The 23790-nt window shown below is 67.7% G+C and carries 23 protein-coding genes and 1 other RNA gene; 15 read left to right on the forward strand and 9 right to left on the reverse strand.

What is annotated here, in order from left to right:
• Positions 1-9: 9 nt before the first annotated feature.
• Positions 10-990: an NADPH:quinone oxidoreductase family protein gene (locus PTT45_RS20165; protein WP_273815766.1), complete on the reverse strand. Its 981-nt coding sequence runs from the start codon at positions 988-990 to the stop codon at positions 10-12.
• Between the two features lie 158 nt (positions 991-1148).
• Here PTT45_RS20165 and PTT45_RS20170 point away from each other — a divergent pair, with 158 nt between their 5' ends.
• Positions 1149-1565 (forward strand): flagellar basal body-associated protein FliL, encoded by a 417-nt coding sequence (locus PTT45_RS20170; RefSeq protein ID WP_273815767.1) that lies wholly within the window; start codon positions 1149-1151, stop codon positions 1563-1565.
• A 1-nt stretch (position 1566) separates the two neighbouring features.
• Here the strand turns inward: PTT45_RS20170 and PTT45_RS20175 are convergent, their stop codons facing one another.
• Positions 1567-3441, reverse strand: a complete 1875-nt coding sequence (locus PTT45_RS20175) for a sensor domain-containing diguanylate cyclase (protein ID WP_273815768.1) — start codon at positions 3439-3441, stop codon at positions 1567-1569.
• Between the two features lie 50 nt (positions 3442-3491).
• Complete coding sequence (locus tag PTT45_RS20180; protein ID WP_273815769.1) at positions 3492-3941, reverse strand: EVE domain-containing protein; 450 nt, start codon at positions 3939-3941, stop codon at positions 3492-3494.
• A 198-nt stretch (positions 3942-4139) separates the two neighbouring features.
• Between PTT45_RS20180 and PTT45_RS20185 the strand changes: the two genes are divergently transcribed.
• Positions 4140-4271: a hypothetical protein gene (locus PTT45_RS20185; RefSeq protein WP_273815770.1), complete on the forward strand. Its 132-nt coding sequence runs from the start codon at positions 4140-4142 to the stop codon at positions 4269-4271.
• Positions 4272-4307: 36 nt separating this feature from the next.
• On the opposite strand, the gene PTT45_RS20190 is transcribed toward PTT45_RS20185, so the two are convergent.
• From PTT45_RS20190 to PTT45_RS20205, 4 genes are all read right to left on the reverse strand, one after another.
• The gene (locus PTT45_RS20190) at positions 4308-4907 is read right to left on the reverse strand and encodes a 5-formyltetrahydrofolate cyclo-ligase (protein WP_273815771.1); all 600 of its coding nucleotides are present in this window, start codon (positions 4905-4907) and stop codon (positions 4308-4310) included.
• 8 nt (positions 4908-4915) lie between these two features.
• Positions 4916-5094, reverse strand: a non-coding RNA gene (gene ssrS / locus PTT45_RS20195) — 6S RNA.
• 33 nt (positions 5095-5127) lie between these two features.
• Positions 5128-5442 carry a cell division protein ZapA gene (locus tag PTT45_RS20200; protein WP_273815772.1) on the reverse strand — a complete coding sequence of 105 codons (315 nt, stop codon included), beginning with the start codon at positions 5440-5442 and terminating at the stop codon, positions 5128-5130.
• Positions 5439-5648, reverse strand: coding sequence for a TIGR02449 family protein (locus PTT45_RS20205; RefSeq protein WP_043310898.1), 210 nt, complete (start codon positions 5646-5648; stop codon positions 5439-5441). The genes PTT45_RS20200 and PTT45_RS20205 overlap by 4 nt, the downstream gene beginning before the upstream one ends.
• Positions 5649-5793: 145 nt before the next feature.
• On the opposite strand from PTT45_RS20205, the gene PTT45_RS20210 reads away from it, so the two are divergent.
• From PTT45_RS20210 to gcvP, 10 genes are all read left to right on the forward strand, one after another.
• On the forward strand, positions 5794-6354 hold the full coding sequence (locus tag PTT45_RS20210) for a YecA/YgfB family protein (protein WP_043310899.1): 561 nt from the start codon (positions 5794-5796) through the stop codon (positions 6352-6354).
• 10 nt (positions 6355-6364) lie between these two features.
• Positions 6365-7699: a Xaa-Pro aminopeptidase gene (pepP, locus tag PTT45_RS20215; protein WP_273815774.1), complete on the forward strand. Its 1335-nt coding sequence runs from the start codon at positions 6365-6367 to the stop codon at positions 7697-7699.
• Positions 7700-7786: 87 nt separating this feature from the next.
• The gene (gene ubiH / locus PTT45_RS20220; protein ID WP_273815775.1) at positions 7787-8971 is read left to right on the forward strand and encodes a 2-octaprenyl-6-methoxyphenyl hydroxylase; all 1185 of its coding nucleotides are present in this window, start codon (positions 7787-7789) and stop codon (positions 8969-8971) included.
• Positions 8972-8980: 9 nt separating this feature from the next.
• Positions 8981-9466 (forward strand): DUF4442 domain-containing protein, encoded by a 486-nt coding sequence (locus tag PTT45_RS20225; RefSeq protein ID WP_273815776.1) that lies wholly within the window; start codon positions 8981-8983, stop codon positions 9464-9466.
• Positions 9467-9475: 9 nt separating this feature from the next.
• A complete protein-coding gene (locus PTT45_RS20230) occupies positions 9476-10693 on the forward strand; it encodes a 2-octaprenyl-3-methyl-6-methoxy-1,4-benzoquinol hydroxylase (RefSeq protein WP_273815777.1) in 1218 nt (405 codons plus the stop codon).
• A 96-nt stretch (positions 10694-10789) separates the two neighbouring features.
• Entirely contained in the window at positions 10790-11788 is a 999-nt protein-coding gene (locus tag PTT45_RS20235) for an extracellular solute-binding protein (protein WP_273815778.1), read from the forward strand.
• Positions 11789-11852: 64 nt separating this feature from the next.
• Positions 11853-13472, forward strand: a complete 1620-nt coding sequence (locus tag PTT45_RS20240; protein ID WP_273815780.1) for an ABC transporter permease — start codon at positions 11853-11855, stop codon at positions 13470-13472.
• A gap of 165 nt (positions 13473-13637) precedes the next feature.
• Complete coding sequence (gcvT, locus tag PTT45_RS20245) at positions 13638-14720, forward strand: glycine cleavage system aminomethyltransferase GcvT (RefSeq protein WP_273815782.1); 1083 nt, start codon at positions 13638-13640, stop codon at positions 14718-14720.
• Positions 14721-14803: 83 nt separating this feature from the next.
• Positions 14804-15193, forward strand: a complete 390-nt coding sequence (gene gcvH / locus PTT45_RS20250) for a glycine cleavage system protein GcvH (protein ID WP_273815783.1) — start codon at positions 14804-14806, stop codon at positions 15191-15193.
• 102 nt (positions 15194-15295) lie between these two features.
• Entirely contained in the window at positions 15296-18169 is a 2874-nt protein-coding gene (gene gcvP, locus PTT45_RS20255; protein WP_273815784.1) for an aminomethyl-transferring glycine dehydrogenase, read from the forward strand.
• 58 nt (positions 18170-18227) lie between these two features.
• Here gcvP and PTT45_RS20260 read toward each other — a convergent pair whose 3' ends face one another.
• On the reverse strand, positions 18228-19499 hold the full coding sequence (locus PTT45_RS20260; protein ID WP_273815785.1) for an esterase/lipase family protein: 1272 nt from the start codon (positions 19497-19499) through the stop codon (positions 18228-18230).
• Positions 19500-19544: 45 nt separating this feature from the next.
• Positions 19545-19859, reverse strand: coding sequence for a DUF2388 domain-containing protein (locus tag PTT45_RS20265; RefSeq protein ID WP_273815786.1), 315 nt, complete (start codon positions 19857-19859; stop codon positions 19545-19547).
• A gap of 170 nt (positions 19860-20029) precedes the next feature.
• Between PTT45_RS20265 and PTT45_RS20270 the strand changes: the two genes are divergently transcribed.
• The 3 genes from PTT45_RS20270 (at position 20030) to PTT45_RS20280 (ending at position 23544) form a co-directional block, all read left to right on the forward strand.
• Positions 20030-20773: a FadR/GntR family transcriptional regulator gene (locus PTT45_RS20270; protein ID WP_273815787.1), complete on the forward strand. Its 744-nt coding sequence runs from the start codon at positions 20030-20032 to the stop codon at positions 20771-20773.
• 403 nt (positions 20774-21176) lie between these two features.
• Positions 21177-22088 carry a 5-dehydro-4-deoxyglucarate dehydratase gene (gene kdgD / locus PTT45_RS20275; protein ID WP_273815788.1) on the forward strand — a complete coding sequence of 304 codons (912 nt, stop codon included), beginning with the start codon at positions 21177-21179 and terminating at the stop codon, positions 22086-22088.
• 25 nt (positions 22089-22113) lie between these two features.
• A complete protein-coding gene (locus tag PTT45_RS20280) occupies positions 22114-23544 on the forward strand; it encodes an aldehyde dehydrogenase family protein (RefSeq protein WP_273815789.1) in 1431 nt (476 codons plus the stop codon).
• Positions 23545-23790: the final 246 nt, after the last annotated feature.

Here is a 23790-nt window from a genome sequence, read left to right on the forward strand (position 1 = left end):
CCGGCTCCGTCAGCGTACGGTGACTACGACCTTGCCCACCGCCTTGCGCTGGCCCAGGGCGTCGATCGCCTCGCCGCCGCGTGCCAGCGGGAAGGTCTGCGACACCAGCGGCTTGAGCTTGCCCTCGGCGTGCCAGGCGAACAGCTGCTGGAAGTTGGCGGCGTTGTCCTGCGGCTGGCGCTGGGCGAACGAGCCCCAGAACACGCCGACCAGGGCTGCGCCCTTGAGCAGTGGCAGGTTTGCCGGCAGGGCCGGGATGCCGCCGCCGGCGGCGAAGCCGACGACCAGGAAGCGGCCGTTCCAGGCGATGGAGCGGAAGGCCTCCTCGAACAGCTCGCCACCGACCGGATCGTAGATCACGTCCACGCCCTGGCCGCCGGTGAGCTTCTTCACTTCTTCCTTCAGGCTCTGCTCGCTGTAGTTGATCAGATGGTCGGCGCCGGCATTGCGCGCCACTTCCAGCTTCTCGGCGGTGCTCGCTGCGGCGATCACCTTGGCGCCCATGGCCTTGCCGATCTCCACGGCCGCCAGGCCGACGCCGCCGGAAGCGCCGAGCACCAGCAGGGTCTCGCCCGGCTGCAGGTTGGCGCGCTGTTTCAGCGCGTGCATCGAGGTGCCGTAGGTCATGCCGAAGGCGGCAGCGGTGGTCAGCTCCATGGTCTTGGGCACGGGCAGCACGTTGTAGCCCGGTACCGCGACTTCCTCGGCGAAGCCGCCCCAGCCGGTCAGCGCCATGACCCGGTCACCGGCACGCAGGTGGCTGATCTTCTCGCCGACTGCCTTGACCACTCCTGCCGCCTCGCCACCCGGGGCGAAGGGGAAGGGCGGCTTGAACTGGTACTTGCCCTCGATGATCAGGGTGTCGGGGAAGTTGACCCCGGCGGCATGCACCTCGATCAGCACCTCGTTCTTCTTCGGCTCGGGGCTGGGCAGGTCTTCCAGGACCAGGCTGGACGCCGGGCCGAAGGCTTTGCAGAGCAGGGCTTTCATCGCACATTCCTCGGGTTCGTGACTGTCCGGCAGTGTAGGAGGCACGCCCGCAGGGTCAACGAGCATGCCCGCATCTGATGGCGCACCATAAGCGTCGGGCTTGGGCGCGCGGGCCGCTATGGCTATGCTAGGCGGCATCCGTCGCCGAGGAATTCCCCGTGAAGAACTGCATTGCACTGCTGCTGACCCTGATCCTGCCTCTCACCGCGCTGGCCAACAGCAGCGAGGGCGAAGGCGAGGGCGAGAACGCCGCGCCCAAGGTCGCCTACGTCAGCCTGGTGCCGGCGCTGGTGGGTAACTTCGGGGCCGGGCCCAAGCTGAAGTTCTACAAGGCCGATATCGCCCTGCGGGTCACGGGCAGCGAAGCGGAAGAGAAGGTCGAGCACCACGAGCCGCTGATCCGCAATCAGCTGGTGATGCTGTTCTCCCAGCAGACCGACGCCAGCATGGCCGACGAGGCCGCCAAGGAGAAGCTGCGCCAGGACGCGCTCAAGCAGGTGCAGGACGTGCTGACCCAGGAAGAGGGCAAGCCGATCGTCGAAGACCTGCTGTTCAACAACCTGATCGTCCAGTGACTCAGGCGGGCGGGCGCTGCTGCTCCTGCCCGGCACCAGCCAGCGCCTCGCTCCACACGCAGGTGCGATTGCGCCCCTCGTGCTTGGCCCGGTACAGCGCCTGGTCGCTGCGCGCCACCAGGCCACCGGGACTCTCCTCGCTCACCGGCTCGACCACGGCTAGGCCGATGCTCAGGGTCAGGCGCCCGTGTGGGCTGCCGGGGTGGGCGATGGCCAGCGCGGTGATCAGGTCGTGCACTCGCGCCGCCACGTGCTCGCCGCCCTCCAGCCCGGTGTTGGCCAGGATGATGGCGAACTCCTCGCCACCATAGCGGCAGGCCACATCGCCCTCGCGTTGCAGGCTGTCCTGCAGCGCCTTGCCGACCTGGCGCAGGGCATCGTCGCCGGCCAGGTGGCCGAGTCCGTCGTTGAATGCTTTGAAGTGGTCGATATCCAGCATCAGCAGGGCCAGCGGTGCGCCGATGCGGCGCAGGCGGCGCCATTCGCTGTGCAGCTGCTGGTCGAAGAAGCGTCGGTTGTACAGGCCGGTCAGGCCGTCCTGCTGCGACAGGCGTTGCAGACGCGCCTCCAGCTGCAGACGCTCGCTGTTGTCGCGCGACACGGCGATCAGGTATTCGCGCTCGCCCTGCTGCACCAGCTGGGTGTTGATCTCCGCCGGCCGGCGGCTGCCGTCGCGGCGGCACATCTCGCGCTGGAAGATGCGCGACTGGTTGTCGCTCTGCGCCTCGCGGGCCTGCTCCAGCCAGGCGTGGAAGCCCGGCAGGAGCTGTTCCGGGGCGTCGCGCAGAAGCTGGGCGAACTGCTCGGGGCGATAGCCCAGGCTGGCGTAGGTGGCCTGGTTCATGTGCAGCAGCTCGCGGCTGCGGGTATCGAAGATGAACAGGCTGTCGTGGCTGGAGTCGGTGAGGTCGAGCACCAGCTGCAGGCGTTCGCGGCTGTCGCGCAGGTGCCGTTCGGTCTCCTCGCGGCGGGTCGCCTCCACCTGCAGGCGCCGATTGGTGCGCTGCATGCTGCCGGCGCGGCGGGCGTTCTCCAGAGCCAGGGCCAGGGCCGCCACCAGCAAAAGGCTGATCGCCAGGCCGGCGCCCAGTACAACCTGCGGCAAGGGTGTGCTGAGGCTCTGCAGCAGGCCGGCGGTGGGGCTCAGCTGCAGGCTGAAGGCGCGGTTGTTGAGCAGGCGCAGCGGCACGTCGATCGAGGTGTCCGCCAGGGTGCCCGGGCGCTCGCGGCTGTACAGGCGCTGGCCGTTTTCCAGCAGGCGCACGCTGAAGTTGTCGCTGTCGAGCTGGGCGAGCAGCTCGTCCATCAGTGGCTCGACGCGAAACACGCCCTGCAGGAAGCCGTCGAACTGGCGCTGGCCCTGGGCGTCTTGTAGGTACAGCGGGGTGTAGAGCACGAAGCCGCGCCCGCCCTGGACCAGCTGGAAGCTGTTGGAGAAGCGCTGCTGGCCGCTGTCCCTGGCCTGCATGGCCAGCGGGTAGTTGGGGTGCTCGGGCGTCAGGCGGAAGTTGGCGGCGGCCTCGTTGCCGCGCAGGGGCAGCAGCCAGCGCATCTGCAGGTCGGCGCCGACCCACTGCACCGACTGGTAGGCGGGAAAGTCGGCCAGGGCCAGTTCGGCCTCCTGTTCCCAGTCGTCACGCGCCAGGCGCCCCAGGTTGTTCCACAGGCGGGCGATGCGGTCGAGGCTCTCGACCTCAGTGTGCAGGGTGCTTTCCAGCTGACGCGCCAGGCTGCGTGCCTGATAGCCGATGCGCTCCTCCAGGCGCTGCTGCTGGTCGAGCTCCAGCTGGCGCCAGAGCGCCACGCTGGCCAGGCACAGCATCAGGAAGAGGAACGCCAGCGCCAGACGCGCCGGCCAGACGGGAGGTGCGCGCATCATCGGCTCCGCAGGCTATGGCGTGGTGATAGCACAGTGCCGCCGGCGACTCAACGCAGGGCGAGGATGGCCTCCCATTCGGCGTCGCTGACTGGCATGACCGAGAGGCGGCTGCCCTTCTGCACCAGGGCCAGGTCGGCCAGCGCCGGCTCGCCGCGCAGTCGTGCCAGTGGCAGTACGCGGGGGAAGGCCTCGACGAACTCGACGTCCAGGGCACTCCAGGGGTTCTTCTCGTGACTGGCCTTGGCGTCGAAGTAGTGGCTGTTCGGGTCCAGGGCAGTCGGGTCGGGGTAAGTCGGCCCGGCGATCCGCGCGATGCCGGCGATGCCCGGCTCCGGGCAACTGGAGTGATAGAAGAAGAACAGCTCGCCGACCTGCATGCTGCGCATGAAGTTGCGCGCCTGGTAATTGCGCACACCGTCCCAGCGCGCCTGGCCGAGTTTTTTCAGGTGGGTGATGGAGAGTTCGTCGGGTTCCGATTTCATCAGCCAATGAGGCATGAACTTTGCTCCTTTTTGCCGGTCTTTGCGCGGGACTGAAAATCGTTCTGCTGCTGACTGCCGGATGGCGTCAAAAAATGTGTGGGTCTTCACCGCCTCATGGCGGCCGATAGCCCAGGCTAGGCGCCGCCGTAATGGCCAATAAGAAAACCGCCACCGGTAACGAAGAGCAGTATGCCGAAAGGGGGAGGCAACTCGATGAAACGCAAGCCCGATCTATTGTGGGTTCTGGTCATTCTGTTCAGCCTGGGGATGGTTACCACAGGTTACACCCAGGGTCTCTGGGACCGTCAGGGCAATCCGCCTGCGGTCAATCAGAACCAGCAATGACCCACCGTTGATGTCGTCGCAGGGAGCGCGACGGCCTCAGCAATACCAGCGCCGGTCGGTCACCACCGCACCGAGCCGCACGTCCCAGCTGGCCAGGGCCAGTCGATCCACCTGCTGGCATTCATGAGCGACGCCGAGAAGCGTCGGCTTGTGCCATTTTTTGCGCAATTGCCGATAGGCCAGGCTGCGGTCATAGAAACCGCCGCCCATGCCCAGGCGCCCGCCATACAGGTCGAAACCCACTAGCGGCAGCAGGATCAGGTCCAGCGCCCAGGGTTTTCGCTGGCGCGCCGGTCGCGCCGCCGGCTCCTCGATGCAGAAGCGATTGCGCGCCATCTCTTCGTGCATGTGTACACGCTGGAATCTCATCCTGGTGCGTGGCCAGGCGCTGAGCACGGGCAGGTAGGTGGTCTTGCCGCGGCGCTGGGCCTCGCGCAGCAGCGGGCGCGGATCGATCTCGCCGTCGTTGGGCAGGTACAGGGCGATGTGGCGGGCGCGGCGGAACAGCGGATGCTGCGCCAGTTGCCGGTAGAGGTCGCGGGCGGCGCGCTGCTGTTGCTGGGGGGAGAGGTTGCGGCGAGCCTGGCGCAGTTGGCGGCGTAGGGCCGCGCGGGATAGATCACCGGCCAGGATCATGGAATTCGGGACTCCCCGGGCGTGCCGCTGTCGGGTTAGCCCTTGAACCCGAAAGTTCAAGGTGGAGGTTGCAGAGGGCGTTAAGGCTTTCCGTCAGGCGGACATGCACACCGGCCCCACTCGCAACCCCCGTGGTTGTGCGTATCGGCTCAGGGACATCACCGACTGGCCAACACTCCAGGGAGCTGGCCGCAGTATACCCCATCGAACCGCTCTGCAATCAGATCAATTGGCCATCCGGATCGGCGGCCAGGGCGGTATCGACCCGATCCAGCAGGTCGCGCACCTTCTCGCGGGTGGTGTTGGCTTCCTGATCCAGGCGCTGCTGCTTGTGCAGCAGATCGTGGGTGATATTCAGGGCGGCCATCACGGCGATGCGGTCGGCGCCGATGACTTTGCCGCCCGAACGGATCTCGCGCATCTTGCCGTCCAGGTAGCGCGCGGCGCTCTCCAGGTTGGCGCGTTCGTCCGCCGGGCAGGCGATGCAATATTCCTTGTCGAGGATATGTACGGTGACGGTGTTCGACTGGGTCATGAGTCCTGCTCCAGGGCTTTCAGGCGCGAAATCATCGCTTCGACCTTCTGCCGGGCCATTTCGTTCTTCTCGATCAGATGGGCGCGTTCCTCGCGCCAGGCCTTCTCACTGGCCAGCAGGGCACGGTTCTGCGACTTGAGCTGCTCGACGCGCTGAATCAATTGTTCCAGCTTGCGCGAGAGGGCTTGCAGTTCGGCGTCTTCCATTGGCTCCACCAGGGCTGTGAGTGGCTGCACTATAAAGGATGCGGGGCGCGACGGCGACGGCGGCTTCGATGGCTTGGCCGCGTCCGCCGGTGCTAGGATACGGGGCCTCCATTCTAGAGATTGCGCGGTTCAGCGCCTAGTTGCCATGTCCACTTCGAATTCTCCCTATACCGCCTTCGCCGCCCTTCTGGCGAGCACCGGCAAACCCGTTTCCCCGGCCGAGCTGCATGGTCTGCTGCTGGGTCGCAGTTGCGCCGGCGCCGGCTTCGACGCTGAGCCGTGGATCGCCGACGCCGTCGAGCTGCTCGGTAGCGAGCCGGCCGACAACGTGCGCCAGGCGCTGATCGGCCTGCAGGAGATGGTCAAGGGCGAGCTGTCCGGCAGCGACGTCACCGTGGTCCTGCTGCTGCCCGGCGACGATGCGCCGCTGGCCGAACGTGCTACCGCACTGGGCCAGTGGTGCCAGGGCTTCCTCGATGGTTTCGGCATGGTGGTCGGCAACGCCGCCCTGAGCGCCGAGGCCATGGAGGTGCTGCAGGACCTGTCCGCCATTTCCCAGGTGCAGAGCGCCCTGGACGAGTCCGAGGACGGCGAGAGCGACTATATGGAAGTGATGGAATACCTGCGCGTGGCGCCGCTGCTGCTGTTCGCCGAGTGCGGCAAGGCCGCCGCCGCGCCCGCCACCCCGAAACCTTCCCTGCACTGAGGTCGAGCCCATGGCCAGCATTCCCCGCGCAGAGTACGCCCGTCGGCGCAAGCTGCTGATGGAGCAGATGGAGCCCAACAGCATCGCCATTCTGCCGGCGGCGCCGGTGTATATCCGCAACCGCGACGTCGAGCACGTCTACCGTCAGGACAGTGACTTCCAGTACCTCACCGGCTTCCCCGAGCCGGAAGCGGTGCTGGCACTGATCCCCGGTCGCGAGCACGGCGAGTACGTGCTGTTCTGCCGCGAGCGTGATCCGGAGCGCGAGCTGTGGGACGGCCTGCGTGCCGGCCAGGACGGCGCGGTGCATCAGTACGGCGCCGACGATGCCTTCCCCATCGGCGATATCGACGACATCCTGCCGGGCCTGATCGAGGGTCGCGAGCGCGTCTACTACGCGATTGGCACCAATCAGGAGTTCGATCACCGCCTGATGGACTGGATCAACGTGATCCGTTCCAAGGCGCGCCAGGGCGCCACGCCGCCCAACGAATTCGTCGCCCTCGACCACCTGCTGCACGACATGCGCCTGTACAAGAGCGCGGCCGAGGCCAAGGTGATGAAGGAGGCTGCCGAGATCAGCTCGCGCGCGCACATCCGCGCCATGCAGGCCAGCCGTGCCGGGCTCTACGAGTACCACCTGGAAGCCGAGCTGGACTACGAGTTCCGCAAGGGCGGAGCGAAGATGCCGGCCTACGGCTCCATCGTCGCTGCCGGCAAGAATGCCTGCATCCTGCACTACCGCGAGAACGACGCACCGCTGCGCGACGGCGACCTGGTGCTGATCGACGCCGGCTGCGAGATCGACTGCTACGCCAGCGACATCACCCGCACCTTCCCGGTCAGCGGCAAGTTCTCGCCCGAGCAGAAGGCCATCTACGAGCTGGTGCTCAAGGCCAACGAAGAGGCGTTCAAGCACATCGCGCCGGGCAAGCACTGGAACGAGGCACACGAGGCCACCGTGCAGGTGATCACCGCCGGCCTGGTGGAGCTGGGCCTGCTCGAAGGCAAGGTCGACGAGCTGATCGCCGCCGAGGCCTACAAGCCCTTCTACATGCATCGCGCCGGCCACTGGCTGGGCATGGACGTGCACGATGTCGGCGACTACAAGGTCGGCGGCGAGTGGCGCGTGCTGGAGCCGGGCATGAGCATGACCGTCGAGCCGGGCATCTACATCGCCACCGACAACGACAAGGTGGCGAAGAAGTGGCGCGGCATCGGTGTGCGCATCGAGGACGACGTGCTGGTGACCAAGACCGGTTGCGAAGTCATCACCACCGGCGTGCCCAAGAGCGTGGCCGAGATCGAGGCGCTGATGGCTGCCGCCCGCGAGCAGGCTGCCTGAGTTGAGTCGCGTGCAATTGGCCATCGTTGGTGGTGGGGCTTTGGGTGAGTGGCTCGGTGCGAGCCTGGCCCTGCCAAGGAGTAGGGCATGAGCCGTGTGCAGCTGGCCATCGTCGGTGGTGGCCTGGTGGGCGCGAGCCTGGCCCTGGCCCTGCAGGCTGGGGCGCGGGCGCGTGGCTGGCGCATCGTGCTGGTCGAGCCCTTCGCCCCCGGCAATGCCTGGCAGCCGAGTTACGACGCGCGCTCCAGCGCCATCTCCTACGGCAGCCGGCAGATCTTCGAGCGCCTCGGCCTGTGGTCGGCGTTGGCCGAGCGTGCCGAGGCCATCACCCAGATCCAGGTTTCCGACAAGGGCCGCTTCGGCGCTACCCGCCTGAGCGCTGTCGACGAAGGCGTGCCGGCCCTCGGCTATGTGCTGGAGAACGCTTGGATGGGGCACTGCCTGTGGCGCGCGCTGGACCCGGCGGTGGTCGAGTGGCGCTGCCCGGCGGAAGTGACGCGCATGGAGCCGCTCGGTGACGGCTATCGCCTGCACCTCGGCGACGACTCCAGCCTCGACTGCGACCTGGCCGTACTGGCCGACGGCGGCCGCTCCGGCCTGCGCGAACAGCTCGGCATTGCCGTGCGCCACACGCCCTACGAGCAGTGCGCGCTGATCGCCAATGTCAGCCCGGCCGACCCTCACGGTGGCCAGGCCTTCGAACGTTTCACCGAGCAGGGCCCGCTGGCCCTGCTGCCGTTGCCGGACGAACGCTGTGCGCTGGTCTGGACCCGCCCGCCGGTGGATGCCGAGCGTCTGCAGGCGCTGCCTGATTGCGAGTTTCTCGGCGAGTTGCAGCAGGCCTTCGGCTACCGCTTGGGCAGCCTGCGCCAGGTCGGTGCGCGGCACGTCTATCCGCTGGCGCTGGTCGAGGCCACCGAGCAGGTGCGCCCGCACCTGGTGGTGTTGGGCAACGCCGCGCACAGCCTGCACCCGGTGGCGGGGCAGGGCTTCAACCTGTCGCTGCGTGATGCCCTGGCCCTGGCCGAGAGCCTGCTGCAAGACGCTGCCGGCCCCGGCGACTTCGCCGTGCTGCAGCGCTACCTGCAGCGCCAGCGCCAGGACCAGGCGCTGACCGTCGGCTTCTCCGACGGCGTCACCCGTCTGTTCGGCCGTGGCGAATCGCTGCTGGTGGCCGGGCGCACCCTCGGCCTGCTCGGCCTCGATCTGTTACCGCCGGCCAAGCGCTGGTTCGCCCGCCAGGCCATGGGCCTGGGAACTCGTAGTCTGTGAGTCCGTTTGATGAGTGATTCGAAACTGGCGCGCCGCGCCCGCCTGCTGCGCATCGGTCTGAACTTCTACCCGCCCTACATCGGCGCCGGCATCCGCGTGCAGCAGATCAGCCCGGATTGCCGCCATGCGCGGGTGAAGATGGCGCTGCGCTGGTACAACCGCAACTTCGTCGGCACCCAGTTCGGCGGTTCGCTGTACAGCATGGTCGACCCCTTCTTCATGCTGCTGCTGATGCCGCTGCTGGGCGACGATTACATCGTCTGGGACAAGGCCGCCGCCATCGATTTCGTCAGCCCCGGCAAGGGGCCGGTGTATGCCGATTTCCGTATCGACGACGCGCTGCTGGCCGAGATTCGCGACAAGACCGCCGGCGGCGACAAGTATCTGCCGCAGCTGCACGTGGAGATTCGCGACGGCGAAGGCACGCTGGTCGCCACCGCCCACAAGACCCTCTATATCCGTCTCAAGCCGCGCGCGCGGCCGGCTGCGGCCTAAGGAAGCGAGATGCAAGCGGACCTGATCATCGTTGGCGCCGGCATGGTCGGCAGCGCACTGGCCCTGGCCCTGGAACACAGCGGCCTGGAGATCCTGGTGGTCGATGGCGGCCCGCTCAGCGTCAAACCGTTCGACGCGCAGGGCGCTTTCGAGCCGCGGGTCAGCGCCCTGTCCGCCGCCAGCCAGCGCATCCTCGAGCGCCTCGGCGTGTGGGATGGCATCGCCGCCCGGCGCGCCTCGGCCTACCGTGATATGCAGGTGTGGGATGGTTCAGGCACCGGCAGCGTGCACTTCGCCGCCGCCAGCGTGCATGCCGAGACCCTCGGCCACATTGTCGAAAACCGCGTGGTGCAGGACGCCCTGCTGGAGCGCCTGCACGACAGCCAGGTCGGCCTGCTCGGCAGCGCCCGCCTGGAACAGCTGCGCCGCTCCGGCGACGGCTGGCTGCTGACCCTGGCCGACGGCCGCGAGCTGCGCGCGCCGCTGCTGGTGGCCGCCGACGGCGCCAACTCGGCGGTGCGCCGCCTGGCCGGTTGCGCTACCCGTGAGTGGGATTATCTGCACCACGCCATCGTCACCAGCGTGCGCTGCGAGCGCCCGCACCAGGCCACCGCCTGGCAGCGTTTCACCGACGACGGCCCGCTGGCCTTCCTGCCGCTGAGCCGCCAGGGCGACGAGCACTGGTGCTCGATCGTCTGGTCCACCGTGCCGGCCGAGGCCGAGCGCCTGATGGCGCTGGACGACGAGGCCTTCCGCAGCGAACTGGGCAAGGCCTTCGAGTGGCGCCTGGGGCAGATCACCGATGCCGACCCACGGGTATGCATCCCGCTGCGCCAACGCCACGCGAAGCGCTACGTGGAGAGCGGCCTGGCGCTGATCGGCGACGCCGCCCACAGCATTCACCCGCTGGCCGGGCAGGGCGTCAACCTCGGCTTCCTCGATGCCGCGGTGCTGGCCGAGGTGCTGCTGCACGCGCTGCAGCGTGGCGAGCAACCGAATGATGTGCGCGTGCTGAGCCGCTACGAGCGCCGGCGCATGCCGCACAACCTGGCGATGATGGCGGCTATGGAAGGTTTCGAACGCCTGTTCCAGGCCGACCCGCTGCCGATTCGCCTGCTGCGCAACAGCGGCCTCAACTGGGTCGACGAACTGCCGGACGCCAAGGCCCTGTTCGTTCGCCGCGCGCTTGGCCTGGTTGGCGATCTGCCGCCACTGGCGCAGCCTTGAGCGAGCGCGGAAACACCACGACATAAAGATCGGCAGAGCTCTCGGTTGCGAGTCACTATCATTTGTGGCCCTTCCGTAGTCACGAGAGCATTCGTCATGTCCCTATCCCGCAGCCTGCTCGCCGTCCTGGCGCTGGGCGCCGCCGGCTCTGCCTCGGCCGCCGAGGAAGTGGTGGTGTACTCCTCGCGTATCGACGAGCTGATCAAGCCGGTATTCGATGCCTACACCGCCAAGACCGGGGTGAACATCAAGTTCATCACCGACAAGGAAGCGCCGCTGATGCAGCGCATCAAGGCCGAGGGCGACAACGGCGTGGCCGACCTGCTGATCACGGTGGACGCCGGCAACCTCTGGCAGGCCGAGCAGATGGGCATCCTGCAGCCGTTCACCTCGCCCGTGATCGACGCCAACATCCCGGCCCAGTACCGCGCCAGCAGCCATGCCTGGACCGGCCTGTCGCTGCGTGCGCGGACCATCGTCTACTCCACCGAGCGCGTGCAGCCGGGCGAGTTGGGCACCTACGAGGCGCTGGCCGGTCCCGAGTGGGAAGGCCGCCTGTGCCTGCGCACCAGCAAGAAGGTCTACAACCAGTCGCTGACCGCTACCCTGATCGAGGCCCACGGCGAGCAGAAGGCCGGCGAGATCCTCCAGGGCTGGGTCAACAACCTGGCCACCGATGTGTTCGCCGACGACAACTCGGTGGTGCAGGCGGTGGATGCCGGGCAGTGCGACGTCGGTATCGTCAATACGTATTACTACGGGCGCCTGCACAAGGCCAATCCGCAGCTGCGGGCCAAGCTGTTCTGGCCCAACCAGGCTGACCGTGGCGTGCACGTCAACCTGTCCGGCGTCGGCCTGACCAAGCACGCGCCGAACCCGGAAGCGGCGAAGAAGCTGGTCGAGTGGATGACCACGCCGGAGGCCCAGAGCCTGTTCGCCGAGATCAACCAGGAGTTCCCGGCCAACCCGGCAGTGCCGCTGTCCGCCGAGGTCGCCGCCTGGGGTTCGTTCAAGGCCGACAGCATCCCGGTGGAGATCGCCGGCAAGCGCCAGGCCGAGGCCATCCGCCTGATGGACCGCGTCGGCTGGCACTGATCCGCCGCGTTGCATGACGCCCCGGTCGCCGGGGCGTTTCCTTTTTCGCCCGCCAGGAGTTCGCGTGGCCCATCCCGTTCAGCGTCGCTGGTATCCCATCGCCTTCGCCATCGCCGCCCTGGTGCTGCTGCCGCTGTCGGTGCTGGCGCTGTCCTGGCAGGAGATCGACGGGCAGATCTGGGCGCACCTGTGGGACACGCAGATGCCGCGCCTGCTCGGCAACACCCTGGTGCTGGTGCTCGGCGTCGGCGTGGGCGTGACCCTGCTCGGCGTCAGCCTGGCCTGGCTCACCAGCCTCTGCGAGTTCCCCGGCCGGCGCTGGCTGGACTGGGCGCTGATGCTGCCCTTCGCTATCCCGGCCTACGTGTTGGCCTTCGTCTTCATCGGCCTGTTCGATTTCTCCGGGCCGGTGCAGAGCCTGCTGCGCGAGTGGTTCGGCACGGGCATCCGCTTCCCCCGGGTGCGCTCCACCGGCGGGGTGATCGTCGTGCTGGTGCTGGTGTTCTATCCCTACGTCTACCTGCTCGCGCGCAGCGCATTCCTGGCCCAGGGTCGCGGCCTGATGGAGGCGGCGCGGGTGCTTGGGCAGTCGCCCTGGCAGGCTTTCTGGCGCGTGGCCCTGCCGATGGCCTGGCCGGCCATCGGCGCCGGGCTGGCGCTGGCGATCATGGAAACCCTGGCCGACTTCGGCGCGGTGGCGGTGTTCAACTTCGATACCTTCACCACCGCCATCTACAAGACCTGGTACGGCTTCTACAGCCTGTCCGGCGCCACCCAGCTGGCCAGCCTGCTGTTGCTCGCCGTGCTGCTGGTGCTCTATGGCGAACGCCGCGCCCGTGGCGCCAGCCGCCCGGCCAGCGAGCGACCGCGTGGCCAGGCGCTGTACCGTTTGCGTGGCTGGCAGGCCTGGGCCGCCAGCGCCTGGTGCGGCCTGGTGTTCGCCTGCGCCTTCGTGGTGCCGCTGCTGCAGCTGCTGGCCTGGTTCTGGCAGCGCGGCCGCTTCGATCTGGACGAGCGCTACGCCGGGCTGATCCTGCATACCCTGAGTCTCGGCGCCCTGGCCGCGCTGATCACCGTGGCCGTGGCCCTGCTGCTGGCCTTCGCCCGCCGCCAGGCGCCGACCCAGCCGATTCGCAGTGCGGTGAGCCTGGCCAATCTCGGCTACGCGCTGCCCGGCTCGGTGCTGGCGGTGTCGATCATGCTGGCCTTCAGCTTCCTCGACCGCGAGCTGGTGATCCCGCTGTCCACCTGGCTCGGCGGCGCCGGCAAGCCGCTGCTGCTGGGCAGCCTGGCGGCGCTGCTGCTGGCCTACCTGGTGCGCTTCATGGCGGTAGCCTACGGCCCGCTGGAGAGCGGCCTGGCGCGCATCCGCCCGTCGCTGCCGCAGGCGGCTCGCAGCCTGGGTGTCGGCGGGCCGGCGCTGTTCCTGCGCGTCTATTTGCCGCTGCTGGTGCCTGGTGCGCTGTCCGCCGCGCTGCTGGTATTCGTCGATGTGCTCAAGGAAATGCCGGCCACCCTGCTGATGCGCCCCTTCGGCTGGGACACCCTGGCGGTGCGCATTTTCGAGATGACCAGCGAGGGCGAATGGGCCCGCGCCGCGCTGCCTGCGCTGACCCTGGTGCTGGTCGGCCTGCTGCCGGTGATCGTGCTGATTCGCCGCTCCGCCAGGCTGCCCGGACACTGATTCGACCTGTCCTGGGAGTCAGGAAATACGCGGCCTGCGCGCGATGACCGGTTGGTCGGAGTGCGAGGTGACCAGTCGCATTAGCGGGGCTACAATGCGCGCCTGCTGACGCAGCCGTCCATGTGCTCGTGCCCACCAGGGCAGAGTCAAATCAAGGAGTTATCCATGGGACAGCGTACACCCCTGTATGAACAGCATCTGGCGCTGGGCGCCAAGATGGTCGATTTCGGCGGCTGGGATATGCCGCTGCACTACGGTTCCCAGGTCGAGGAGCACCACCAGGTGCGCCGCGACTGCGGCGTGTTCGATGTTTCCCACATGACCGTGGTCGACATCACCGGTGCCCAGGCCAAGGCCTGGCTGCAGCACCTGCTGGCCAACGACGTCGAACGTCTGAAGACGCCGGGCAAGGCGCTGTACAGCGGCATGCTCAACGAGCGTGGCGGCGTGGTCGACGACCTCATCGTGTATGTCACTGACTACGGCTACCGCATGGTGGTCAACGCCGCCACCCGCGACAAGGACCTGGCCTGGATGCAGGCACAGACCGCCGGCTTCGACGTGACCCTGACCGAGCGTGCCGAGTTGGCCATGCTCGCCGTCCAGGGCCCGAATGCCCGCGCCAAGGTCGCCGACCTGCTCAGCCCGGCGCGCGCCGCGCTGATCCACGAACTCAAGGTGTTCCAGGGCTTGCCGGAAGGCGACTGGTTCATCGCCCGCACCGGCTACACCGGTGAAGACGGCCTGGAAATCATGCTGCCGGCCTCGGAAGCCCCCGGCTTCCTCAGCGATCTGGTCGGCGCCGGTATCTCCCCGATCGGCCTGGGCGCACGCGATACCCTGCGTCTGGAGGCCGGCATGAACCTGTACGGCCAGGACATGGACGAAGACACTTCGCCGCTGGCCGCCAACATGGCCTGGACCATCGCCTGGGAGCCGGCCGAGCGCAGCTTCGTCGGCCGCAGCGCCCTGGAGACCCAGCGTGCCGCCGGCAACCAGCCCAAGCTGGTCGGCCTGGTGCTGGAGGAGCGCGGCGTGCTGCGCGCCCACCAGGTGGTGCGTGTCGAGGGCGTGGGTGAGGGTGAGATCACCAGCGGCAGCTTCTCGCCGACCCTGAACAAGTCCATCGCCCTGGCCCGCGTGCCAGCCGCCACCGGCGACCGCGCCGAGGTGGAGATTCGCGGCAAGTGGTATCCGGTACGGGTCGTGCAAGCGAACTTCGTCCGCAACGGCAAGGCCGTCATCTGATTCGGGCGGCGCGGGCAGTGCCCGTGCCACCTGCTAAATTTTCCGGGCGGACGTTCCGCCCACCGATTCCGAGGATTACAACAATGAGCAATATCCCCGCCGATCTGCGTTACGTCGCCAGCCACGAGTGGATCCGCCTGGAGGCCGATGGCTCGGTCACCGTGGGCATCACCGATCACGCTCAGGAAGCCCTGGGCGACGTGGTCTACGTCGAGCTGCCGGAAGTCGGCAAGCAACTGGCCAACGGCCAGGAAGCCGGCGTGGTCGAGTCGGTGAAGGCCGCCTCGGACATCTACGCGCCGATCGCCGGTGAAGTCCTCGCCGTCAACGAAGCCCTGGCCGACGCTCCCGAGCAGGTCAACGGCGAGCCCTACAGCGCCTGGTTCTTCAAGCTGCAGCCGAGCAACCCGGCCGAGCTGGAAGAGCTGCTCGATGCCGCCGGCTACCAGGCCGTCTGCTCCGCCGATGCCTGAGGCTGACGGCCGCGTCTAGCACGCGGCCCGCCGCCGAGACTCACGAATTCCGCTGTCGAGCCTCGATCCGTCGAGGCTCTGTCATTTTCCGAGAGCCCCGTCATGTCCACGCCCCGTCTCGATCAACTGCAACAGCCCGATGCCTTCCTCCGCCGCCACCTCGGCCCCGATGCCCGCGAGGAGCAGGCCATGCTCGACGCGCTCGGCCTGGCCAGCCGCGAAGAGCTGATCGTGCAGACCGTGCCGCCGGCCATCCGCCTCAACCGTGAGCTGGATCTGCCGGCCGCGCTGGACGAGCAGGGCGCCCTGGCCAAGCTCAAGGGCTATGCCGAGCAGAACCAGCTGTGGACCAGCCTGATCGGCATGGGTTACCACGGCACCATCACCCCGACCGTGATCCTGCGTAACCTGCTGGAGAACCCGGGCTGGTACACCGCCTACACCCCCTACCAGCCGGAAATCGCCCAGGGTCGCCTGGAGTCGCTGCTGAACTTCCAGCAGCTGACCATCGACCTGACCGGCCTCGACCTGGCCAGCGCCTCGCTGCTCGACGAAGCCACCGCCGCCGGCGAAGCCATGGCCCTGGCCAAGCGCGTGGCGAAGTCGAAGAGCAACCTGTTCTTCATCGACGAAAACAGCCACCCGCAGACCATCTCGGTGGTGCAGACCCGTGCCGAAGGCTTCGGCATCGAGGTCAAGGTCGGTGCGCTGGAAGAGCTGGCTGGCCTGGAAGTGTTCGGCGCCCTGCTGCAGTACCCGGACACCCACGGTGAAATTCGTGACATCAAGCCGCTGATCGAACAGCTGCACGCGCAGAACGCCCTGGCCTGCGTGGCCACCGACCTGCTCAGCCTGCTGCTGCTGACTCCGCCGGGCGAACTGGGCGCCGACGTGGTGTTCGGCTCGGCCCAGCGCTTCGGCGTACCGATGGGCTACGGCGGCCCGCACGCGGCCTTCTTCGCTACCCGCGACGCCTTCAAGCGCGCCATGCCTGGCCGCATCATCGGCGTGTCCAAGGATGCCCGCGGCAACACCGCGCTGCGCATGGCCCTGCAGACCCGCGAGCAGCACATCCGCCGCGAGAAGGCCAACTCCAACATCTGCACCTCGCAGGTGCTGCTGGCCAACATGGCCAGCTGCTACGCCGTGTACCACGGCCCGCAGGGCCTCAAGCGCATCGCCCAGCGCGTGCACCGCCTGACCTCCGTGCTGGCCGCCGGCCTGGAGCAGAAAGGCATCCAGCGCGACAACCAGCACTTCTTCGACACCCTGACCCTGGATGTCGGCGGCATGCAGACCGCCATCATCGAGTCGGCCAAGGCCGCGCGCATCAACCTGCGCATCCTCGGTCGCGGCAAGCTGGGCGTCAGCCTGGACGAGACCTGCTCGGCGCAGACCGTCGAGCAACTGCTGAGCATCTTCCTCGGCGCCGATCACGGCCTGTCCATCGCCGAGCTGGATGCCGGCCTGGTCAACGACGGCATCCCGGCCGCGCTGCAGCGCACCAGCGGCTACCTGAACCACCCGGTGTTCAACAGCCACCACAGCGAAACCGACATGCTGCGCTACCTCAAGCGCCTGGAGAACAAGGACCTGGCGCTGAACCAGGCCATGATCCCGCTCGGTTCCTGCACCATGAAGCTCAACGCCACCAGCGAGATGATCCCGGTGACCTGGCCCGAGTTCGGCGCCCTGCACCCCTTCGTGCCGCGTGAGCAGGCCGTCGGCTACAAGCTGATGATCGACGAGCTGGAAGCCTGGCTGCGCGCCATCACCGGCTTCGATGCCATCTGCATGCAGCCCAACTCCGGTGCTCAGGGCGAGTACGCCGGCCTGCTGGCGATCCGCAAGTACCACGAGAGCCGCAACGAAGGCCATCGCGACATCTGCCTGATCCCGGCCTCGGCCCACGGCACCAACCCGGCCACCGCGCAGATGCTGAGCATGCGCGTGGTGGTGGTGGAGTGCGACGCCGCCGGCAACGTCGACATGGACGACCTCAAGGCCAAGGCCGGCGAGGCCGGCGACAAGCTGGCCTGCCTGATGATCACCTACCCGTCGACCCACGGCGTGTACGAGGAAGGCATCCGCGAGATCTGCGAGGTCATCCACGGCTTCGGCGGCCAGGTCTACATGGACGGCGCGAACTTGAATGCCCAGGTCGGCCTGGCACGTCCGGCCGATATCGGTGCCGACGTCTCGCACATGAACCTGCACAAGACCTTCTGCATCCCGCACGGCGGTGGCGGCCCAGGCATGGGGCCGATCGGTGTGCGCGCGCACCTGGCGCCGTTCGTGGCCAACCACCCGGTGGTCGAGCTGCAGGGCCCGCAGCCCGAAAACACCGCGGTCAGCGCCGCGCCGTGGGGCAGCGCGAGCATCCTGCCGATCAGCTGGATGTACATCGCCATGATGGGCCCGCAGCTGGCTGACGCCACCGAGACCGCGATCCTCAACGCCAACTATCTGGCCAGCCAGCTCAAGGGCGCCTTCCCGGTGCTCTACAGCGGCCGCAACGACCGCGTCGCGCACGAGTGCATTCTCGACCTGCGTCCGCTCAAGGCCGAGACCGGCATCAGCGAGGAAGACGTGGCCAAGCGCCTGATGGACTACGGCTTCCACGCCCCGACCATGAGCTTCCCGGTACCGGGCACGCTGATGATCGAGCCGACCGAGAGCGAGTCCAAGGAAGAGCTGGATCGCTTCATCGAGGCGATGCTGAGCATCCGCGCCGAGATCGCCAAGGTCGGCAACGGCGAGTGGCCGGCGGAGAACAACCCGCTGAAGAACGCGCCGCACACCCTGGCCGACGTCACTGGCGTGTGGGAGCGTCCGTACAGCATCGCCGAGGCGGTGACCCCGTCCGCCCACACCCTGGCGCACAAGTACTGGCCGGCGGTGAACCGCGTGGACAACGTCTACGGCGACCGCAACCTGTTCTGCGCCTGCGTGCCGATGGACGACTACCGCGAGTAAGCGTCCCGCACCAACAAAAAGGCCGCCCAATGGGCGGCCTTTTTGTTTTCAGGGGGAGTCATTCCTCCGGCGCGCAGCCCTTTGCCGGCAGCGAATCCAGCGCCCGCTGCAGCAGCAACTGGCTGCGCGCGCTGGCGAGGATGCTGGTGTGGTTCTCCTCCAGCAGATACAGGCGCTCGGCCTCGTCCTGGGCGGCCGGCAGCAGCTCGCTGGCCAGCGGCACGGTGCCGTCGTTGGGTTCGGCGATCATCCGGCTGTTGCCGGCATAGCTGACCAGTTGCCACTGGCGGACATGCTCCGGCAGCGGCTTGGCGAACAGCGCCTGCAGGTAGCTGCTGCCAGGCGACATGTCGCGCCACACCGGCACGTCCACCGGTATCCGCGATACGCCGGTGGCGGCCGAGGGATGGCCGCCCCAGGGCGTGGCCAGGGTCAGGAACAGGCACAGGCGCTCGTCGCCGCCGCCCGGCTCCAGCAACTGCACCGTGCGCCTGGCCACCAGGCCGCCCATGCTGTGGGCGAACATGTGCAGGCGCTCGGGCTTGAGGCGCAGCTGCACATCGCGCAGCGCCTCGCTGAGCAGGTAGGCGCTGTTGTTCAGCGGCAGGCCGCTGGGGTAGTGAAACAGCAGCAGCTGGAAGCGCTCGTGGTCGATGCTGGCGGCCAGCTCGCGCCATACGGTCGGTGAGCTGTTGATGCCATGGACCAGCACGATGGGCTCCTTGTCCTCGTCCCAGGGCTCCAGCAGGTACAGGCCGTAACCGACCTCGCTGAGGAAATCCAGCGGCTGCCAGGCGCCCTGGCTGGTGCGCTGCGCCGAGAAGCGCGGGTCGTCGAAGTCCACCACCTGCAGGTAGTTGTGCCGGGCGCGTGGCAGGTCGCGGTACAGGCGGTCCAGGCTCAGGTCCAGCGCCGGCAGGGGCGTGGCATCGGCCGGCGCCGGGCGTAGTGGGTTCAGTCGACCCAGCGCCTCGCGCTGCTCGGGGCTGGGCTGCACCTGGAATGGCGCGCTGCGCGGATGCGGCAGCCAGTGGCGGGGCTCGTCCGGATCCAGGCGCAGGTTGCCGTTGCGGTCCTCGAAGGCCAGCAGCTGGTAGTCGTCGGCTGCCACGCTGAAGTAGAACAGCCCGCCGGGCTGCACGCTGCGGTAGGCGCGCAGCTCATCACCGGCGAACAGGGCGACCAGCGCCTGCTGCGGCGCCTGCGCATCCAGCTGGCCGGGAATGAGGATCTGGGTGCGCTGCGCCGTCTTCATCTGCCGGTCCAGCGCGAGAAACTGGCAGCCGCCCAGCAACACGACCAGCAGCGCTGGCCACAGCAACCTCGTCATCCCTGTTCTCCAGCCGTGTTCGACGGCTGGAGTCTAGCCGCTCCGCTACTGCTGCGGGCTGGCTTGCAGCAACAGGGCCTGGGCCAGTGCTTCGTCGCTGGCCTGCAGCTGCGGGTTGGCGCTGCGGATCTTCTGCAGCGCGGCCTCAAGGTGCGCGCCACGGATCTGCCCGCCGCTGGCGACGAAGGCGCCGGCGTCGTCACGCATCGCCACCACCTGCTTGTTGTCCTTGAAGGTCACGTAGGTGGAGGCGGTGGTGGCGCCGGAGGACAGCACGTCGCGCCAGAAGTCGGCATCGGCCATGGCGGCGGCGGGCAGGGCGGATACGGCGAGGGCACTCACGAGAATGAAGGGACGCATGGGCATGGCTCCTGTAGCGATGGCCTATGCATGTGGAAAGCCAAGCGCCGCGCCGAGTTCGATCTTTTCCGCAAGGCCGCCCATGACGCCTGTGGCAGAGGCAGGGAAGTGTCATCGTACAACTGCCTGGGATATGATGGCGCGGTTGCCAGCAGAGACCGACTCGACACATGGAACCGATCAATACCCCACCGCGCGCGCGTCGCAAGCAGCGCAGCCTGGCCCAGGAACTGGTCAGCGAGCTGTCGCAGCAGATCAGCGACGGGGTGTTCAAGCGTGGCGAGAAGCTGCCGACCGAGTCGGCGATCATGGAGGCCCAGGGCGTGAGCCGTACCGTGGTGCGCGAGGCCATCTCGCGGCTGCAGGCGGCGGGCCTGGTCGAGACCCGTCACGGCATCGGCACCTTCGTGCTGGATACGCCGACCCCGGGCTTCCGCATCGATCCGGCCACCGTGGTCACCCTGCGCGAGGTGATCGCCCTGCTCGAACTGCGCATCAGCCTCGAGGTGGAGTCCGCCGGCCTGGCTGCGGCACGTCGCACGCCGGAGCACCTGGCGGCCATGCGCACGGCGCTGGACAGCTTCCTGCGCGCGGCCCATCGCAGCGACGCGGTGGCGTCCGACTTCCAGTTCCACCTGCAGATCGCCTTCGCCACCGGCAACCGCTACTTCACCGACATCATGACCCACCTGGGGACCAGCATTATTCCGCGCACCCGCCTGAACTCGGCGCGCCTGGCCCATGACGACGAGAAGCACTACCTGGCCCGCCTCAGCCGCGAGCACGAGGATATCTACGAGGCCATCGCCCGCCAGGATGCCGATGCCGCGCGCGCGGCCATGCGTCTGCACCTGACCAACAGCCGCGAGCGGCTGCGCCAGGCCCACGAGGAAGCGGAGCAGCAGCAAGCCTGAGTGCTCCCGGCCGGGCGCCGAGCCCGGCTGTCGATCGTTCATCTTCACGCTGTTCTGGGGCATCGCCTGCTGTTGGCGAGGCCCTGGGCTTGTCTTCGTCCGCCATTTTGTTGTCGTACAACGTCAGATAGAGGGCGGGCCTGAAGAAAGGCTCCGTCAACCTGAATAAAGTCGTAGTCATCTCCCGTTCGGCGGCCGTTATGATCGTCGCAGGCCCATGATTATGCCTGTTCATGCCCATTCTTGAGCGATTTTTCATGATTGCCGATGGCCTCCGAACGAGCCGTTCGGCGGTCGATGGCGGGGAGGGTGGTTGGCAATCTTGTAAGTTGTACGATAACGTATCTCTCGGATCGCCACAGGCGACTTCTCTCCCCAACGGTTTTATCAGGGTGTTCGAATAATGAATCCACAAGAACTCAAGTCCATCCTCTCGTCCGGCCTGCTGTCCTTCCCGGTCACTGACTTCGATGCTGCCGGCAATTTCCACCAGGCGGGCTATGTGCGCCGCCTGGAGTGGCTGGCTCCGTATGGCGCCTCCGCTCTGTTCGCCGCCGGCGGTACCGGTGAGTTCTTCTCGCTGGACAGCCGCGAGTACAGCCAGGTCATCAAGACTGCCGTGGACACCTGCGAGAAGTCGGTGCCGATCCTCGCAGGCGTCGGCGGCCCGACCCGCCAGGCCATCCAGATGGCGCAGGAAGCCGAGCGCCTGGGCGCCAAGGGCCTGCTGCTGCTGCCGCACTACCTGACCGAAGCCAGCCAGGACGGCGTCGCCGCCCACGTCGAGCAGGTGTGCAAGGCGGTCAACATCGGCGTGGTGGTGTACAACCGCAACGTCTGCCGCCTGACCCCGACTCTGCTGGAACAACTGGCCGAGCGCTGCCCGAACCTGATCGGCTACAAGGACGGTCTGGGCGACATCGAGCTGATGGTCTCCATCCGCCGCCGTCTCGGCGAGCGCTTCACCTACCTCGGCGGCCTGCCGACCGCGGAAGTCTATGCCGCCGCCTACAAGGCCCTGGGCGTACCGGTGTATTCCTCGGCGGTATTCAACTTCGTGCCGAAGACCGCCATGGACTTCTACCGCGCCATCGCCGCCGACGACCACGCCACCGTGGGCAAGCTGATCGACGACTTCTTCCTGCCGTACCTGGACATCCGCAACCGCAAGGCTGGCTACGCCGTGAGCATCGTCAAGGCCGGCGCCAAGATCGCCGGTTACGACGCCGGCCCGGTACGCGCGCCGCTGACCGACCTGCTGCCCGACGAGGTCGAGAAGCTCGCCGCACTGATGGACAAACTCGGCCCGCAATAAGGCTGCGGCCGACAGGAGAACTCCCGTGCGTTACGACAACTACATAGGCGGCGAATGGGTCGCCGGTGCCGGCTACTCGGCCAATATCAACCCGTCCGACCTGAAAGATGCCATCGGCGAATACGCCCGGGCCGATGCCGCCCAGGTGGCCCAGGCTGTCGCCGTGGCTCGCGCCGCGTTCCCGGCCTGGTCGACCTCCGGCATCCAGGCGCGCAGCGATGCGCTGGACAAGGTCGGCAGCGAAATCCTCGCCCGCCGCGAGGAGCTCGGCACCCTGCTGGCGCGCGAGGAGGGCAAGACCCTGCCGGAAGCCATCGGCGAGGTGGCGCGCGCCGGCAACATCTTCAAGTTCTTCGCTGGCGAGTGCCTGCGCCTGGCCGGTGAAGTGCTGCCGTCGGTGCGCCCGGGCGTGTCGGTGGAGGTCACCCGCGAGCCGCTGGGCGTGATCGGCCTGATCACCCCGTGGAACTTCCCCATCGCCATTCCGGCGTGGAAGATCGCCCCGGCCCTGGCCTACGGCAACTGCGTGGTGTTCAAACCGGCCGATCTGGTGCCGGGCTGCGCCTGGGCCCTGGCTGAGATCATTTCCCGCGCCGGCTTCCCGGCCGGGGTGTTCAATCTGGTGATGGGTTCCGGCCGCGTGGTCGGTGAGGCCATGGTGGATAACACCGCGGTCGATGGCATCAGCTTCACCGGCTCGGTCGGTGTCGGCCGCGCCATCGCCGCCAAGTGCGTGTCCCGTGGCGCCAAGGTGCAGCTGGAGATGGGTGGTAAGAACCCGCAGATCATCCTCGACGACGCCGATCTCAAGGTCGCTGTGGAGCTGGCCGTGCAGAGCGCCTTCTACTCCACCGGCCAACGCTGCACCGCGTCGAGCCGCCTGATCGTCACCGCCGGCATCCACGACAAGTTCGTCGAGGCCATGGCCGAACGCATGAAGTCGATCAAGGTCGGCCACGCGCTCAAGTCCGGCATCGACATCGGCCCGGTGGTGTCCCAGGCCCAGCTCGAGCAGGACCTGCGCTACATCGGCATCGGCCAGGACGAGGGCGCGCGCCTGGTCAGCGGTGGCGGTCTGGTGACCTGTGATACCGAGGGCTACTTCCTCGCGCCGACCCTGTTCGCCGACAGCTCGGCGGACATGCGCATCAGTCGCGAGGAAATCTTCGGCCCGGTGGCCAACGTGGTGCGCGTGGCGGACTACGAGGCGGCGCTGGCCATGGCCAACGACACCGAGTTCGGCCTGTCCGCGGGCATCGCCACCACCTCGCTGAAGTACGCCAACCACTTCAAGCGCCACGCCCAGGCCGGCATGGTCATGGTCAACCTGCCCACCGCCGGCGTGGATTACCACGTGCCGTTTGGTGGTCGCAAAGGCTCGTCCTACGGCCCGCGCGAGCAGGGTCGCTACGCCGCCGAGTTCTACACCACGGTGAAGACCACCTACATCGGCTGATCCACCCCGGCTGGCCATGCCTGTGGCCAGCCGGGTTTACCCAAGCATTGATCCACTCCCGCACAACAATAAAAGGGAACGGCAATGAACACAGAATCGCGCGCGGTCACGCCGCGCATCGTCGAACCGCAGACGGCTGTTGGCCATGGCCGCATGCTGCCCCGTCGTCACGCCCGCAGTTCGCCCCTCGCCCGCAAGATATTTCCCCTCGCAGCCGGTGTCCCGCGCACCCGCCACTCCCCCCGT

The organism is Pseudomonas sp. Gutcm_11s, assembly GCF_028649395.1.
Taxonomy (GTDB): Bacteria; Pseudomonadota; Gammaproteobacteria; order Pseudomonadales; family Pseudomonadaceae; genus Aquipseudomonas.

Bases quoted from the DNA above. Each gene is read 5' to 3' on its own strand.
- PTT45_RS20165 (WP_273815766.1), bottom strand. From the start codon at position 990: ATGAAAGCCCTGCTCTGCAAAGCCTTCGGCCCGGCGTCCAGCCTGGTC.
- PTT45_RS20175 (WP_273815768.1), bottom strand. From the start codon at position 3,441: ATGCGCGCACCTCCCGTCTGGCCGGCGCGTCTGGCGCTGGCGTTCCTC.
- PTT45_RS20180 (WP_273815769.1), bottom strand. From the start codon at position 3,941: ATGCCTCATTGGCTGATGAAATCGGAACCCGACGAACTCTCCATCACC.
- PTT45_RS20185 (WP_273815770.1), top strand. From the start codon at position 4,140: ATGAAACGCAAGCCCGATCTATTGTGGGTTCTGGTCATTCTGTTCAGC.
- PTT45_RS20190 (WP_273815771.1), bottom strand. From the start codon at position 4,907: ATGATCCTGGCCGGTGATCTATCCCGCGCGGCCCTACGCCGCCAACTG.
- PTT45_RS20200 (WP_273815772.1), bottom strand. From the start codon at position 5,442: ATGACCCAGTCGAACACCGTCACCGTACATATCCTCGACAAGGAATAT.
- PTT45_RS20205 (WP_043310898.1), bottom strand. From the start codon at position 5,648: ATGGAAGACGCCGAACTGCAAGCCCTCTCGCGCAAGCTGGAACAATTG.
- PTT45_RS20210 (WP_043310899.1), top strand. From the start codon at position 5,794: ATGTCCACTTCGAATTCTCCCTATACCGCCTTCGCCGCCCTTCTGGCG.
- pepP (WP_273815774.1), top strand. From the start codon at position 6,365: ATGGCCAGCATTCCCCGCGCAGAGTACGCCCGTCGGCGCAAGCTGCTG.
- ubiH (WP_273815775.1), top strand. From the start codon at position 7,787: ATGAGCCGTGTGCAGCTGGCCATCGTCGGTGGTGGCCTGGTGGGCGCG.
- PTT45_RS20225 (WP_273815776.1), top strand. From the start codon at position 8,981: ATGAGTGATTCGAAACTGGCGCGCCGCGCCCGCCTGCTGCGCATCGGT.
- PTT45_RS20230 (WP_273815777.1), top strand. From the start codon at position 9,476: ATGCAAGCGGACCTGATCATCGTTGGCGCCGGCATGGTCGGCAGCGCA.
- PTT45_RS20235 (WP_273815778.1), top strand. From the start codon at position 10,790: ATGTCCCTATCCCGCAGCCTGCTCGCCGTCCTGGCGCTGGGCGCCGCC.
- gcvT (WP_273815782.1), top strand. From the start codon at position 13,638: ATGGGACAGCGTACACCCCTGTATGAACAGCATCTGGCGCTGGGCGCC.
- gcvH (WP_273815783.1), top strand. From the start codon at position 14,804: ATGAGCAATATCCCCGCCGATCTGCGTTACGTCGCCAGCCACGAGTGG.
- gcvP (WP_273815784.1), top strand. From the start codon at position 15,296: ATGTCCACGCCCCGTCTCGATCAACTGCAACAGCCCGATGCCTTCCTC.
- PTT45_RS20260 (WP_273815785.1), bottom strand. From the start codon at position 19,499: ATGACGAGGTTGCTGTGGCCAGCGCTGCTGGTCGTGTTGCTGGGCGGC.
- PTT45_RS20265 (WP_273815786.1), bottom strand. From the start codon at position 19,859: ATGCGTCCCTTCATTCTCGTGAGTGCCCTCGCCGTATCCGCCCTGCCC.
- PTT45_RS20270 (WP_273815787.1), top strand. From the start codon at position 20,030: ATGGAACCGATCAATACCCCACCGCGCGCGCGTCGCAAGCAGCGCAGC.
- kdgD (WP_273815788.1), top strand. From the start codon at position 21,177: ATGAATCCACAAGAACTCAAGTCCATCCTCTCGTCCGGCCTGCTGTCC.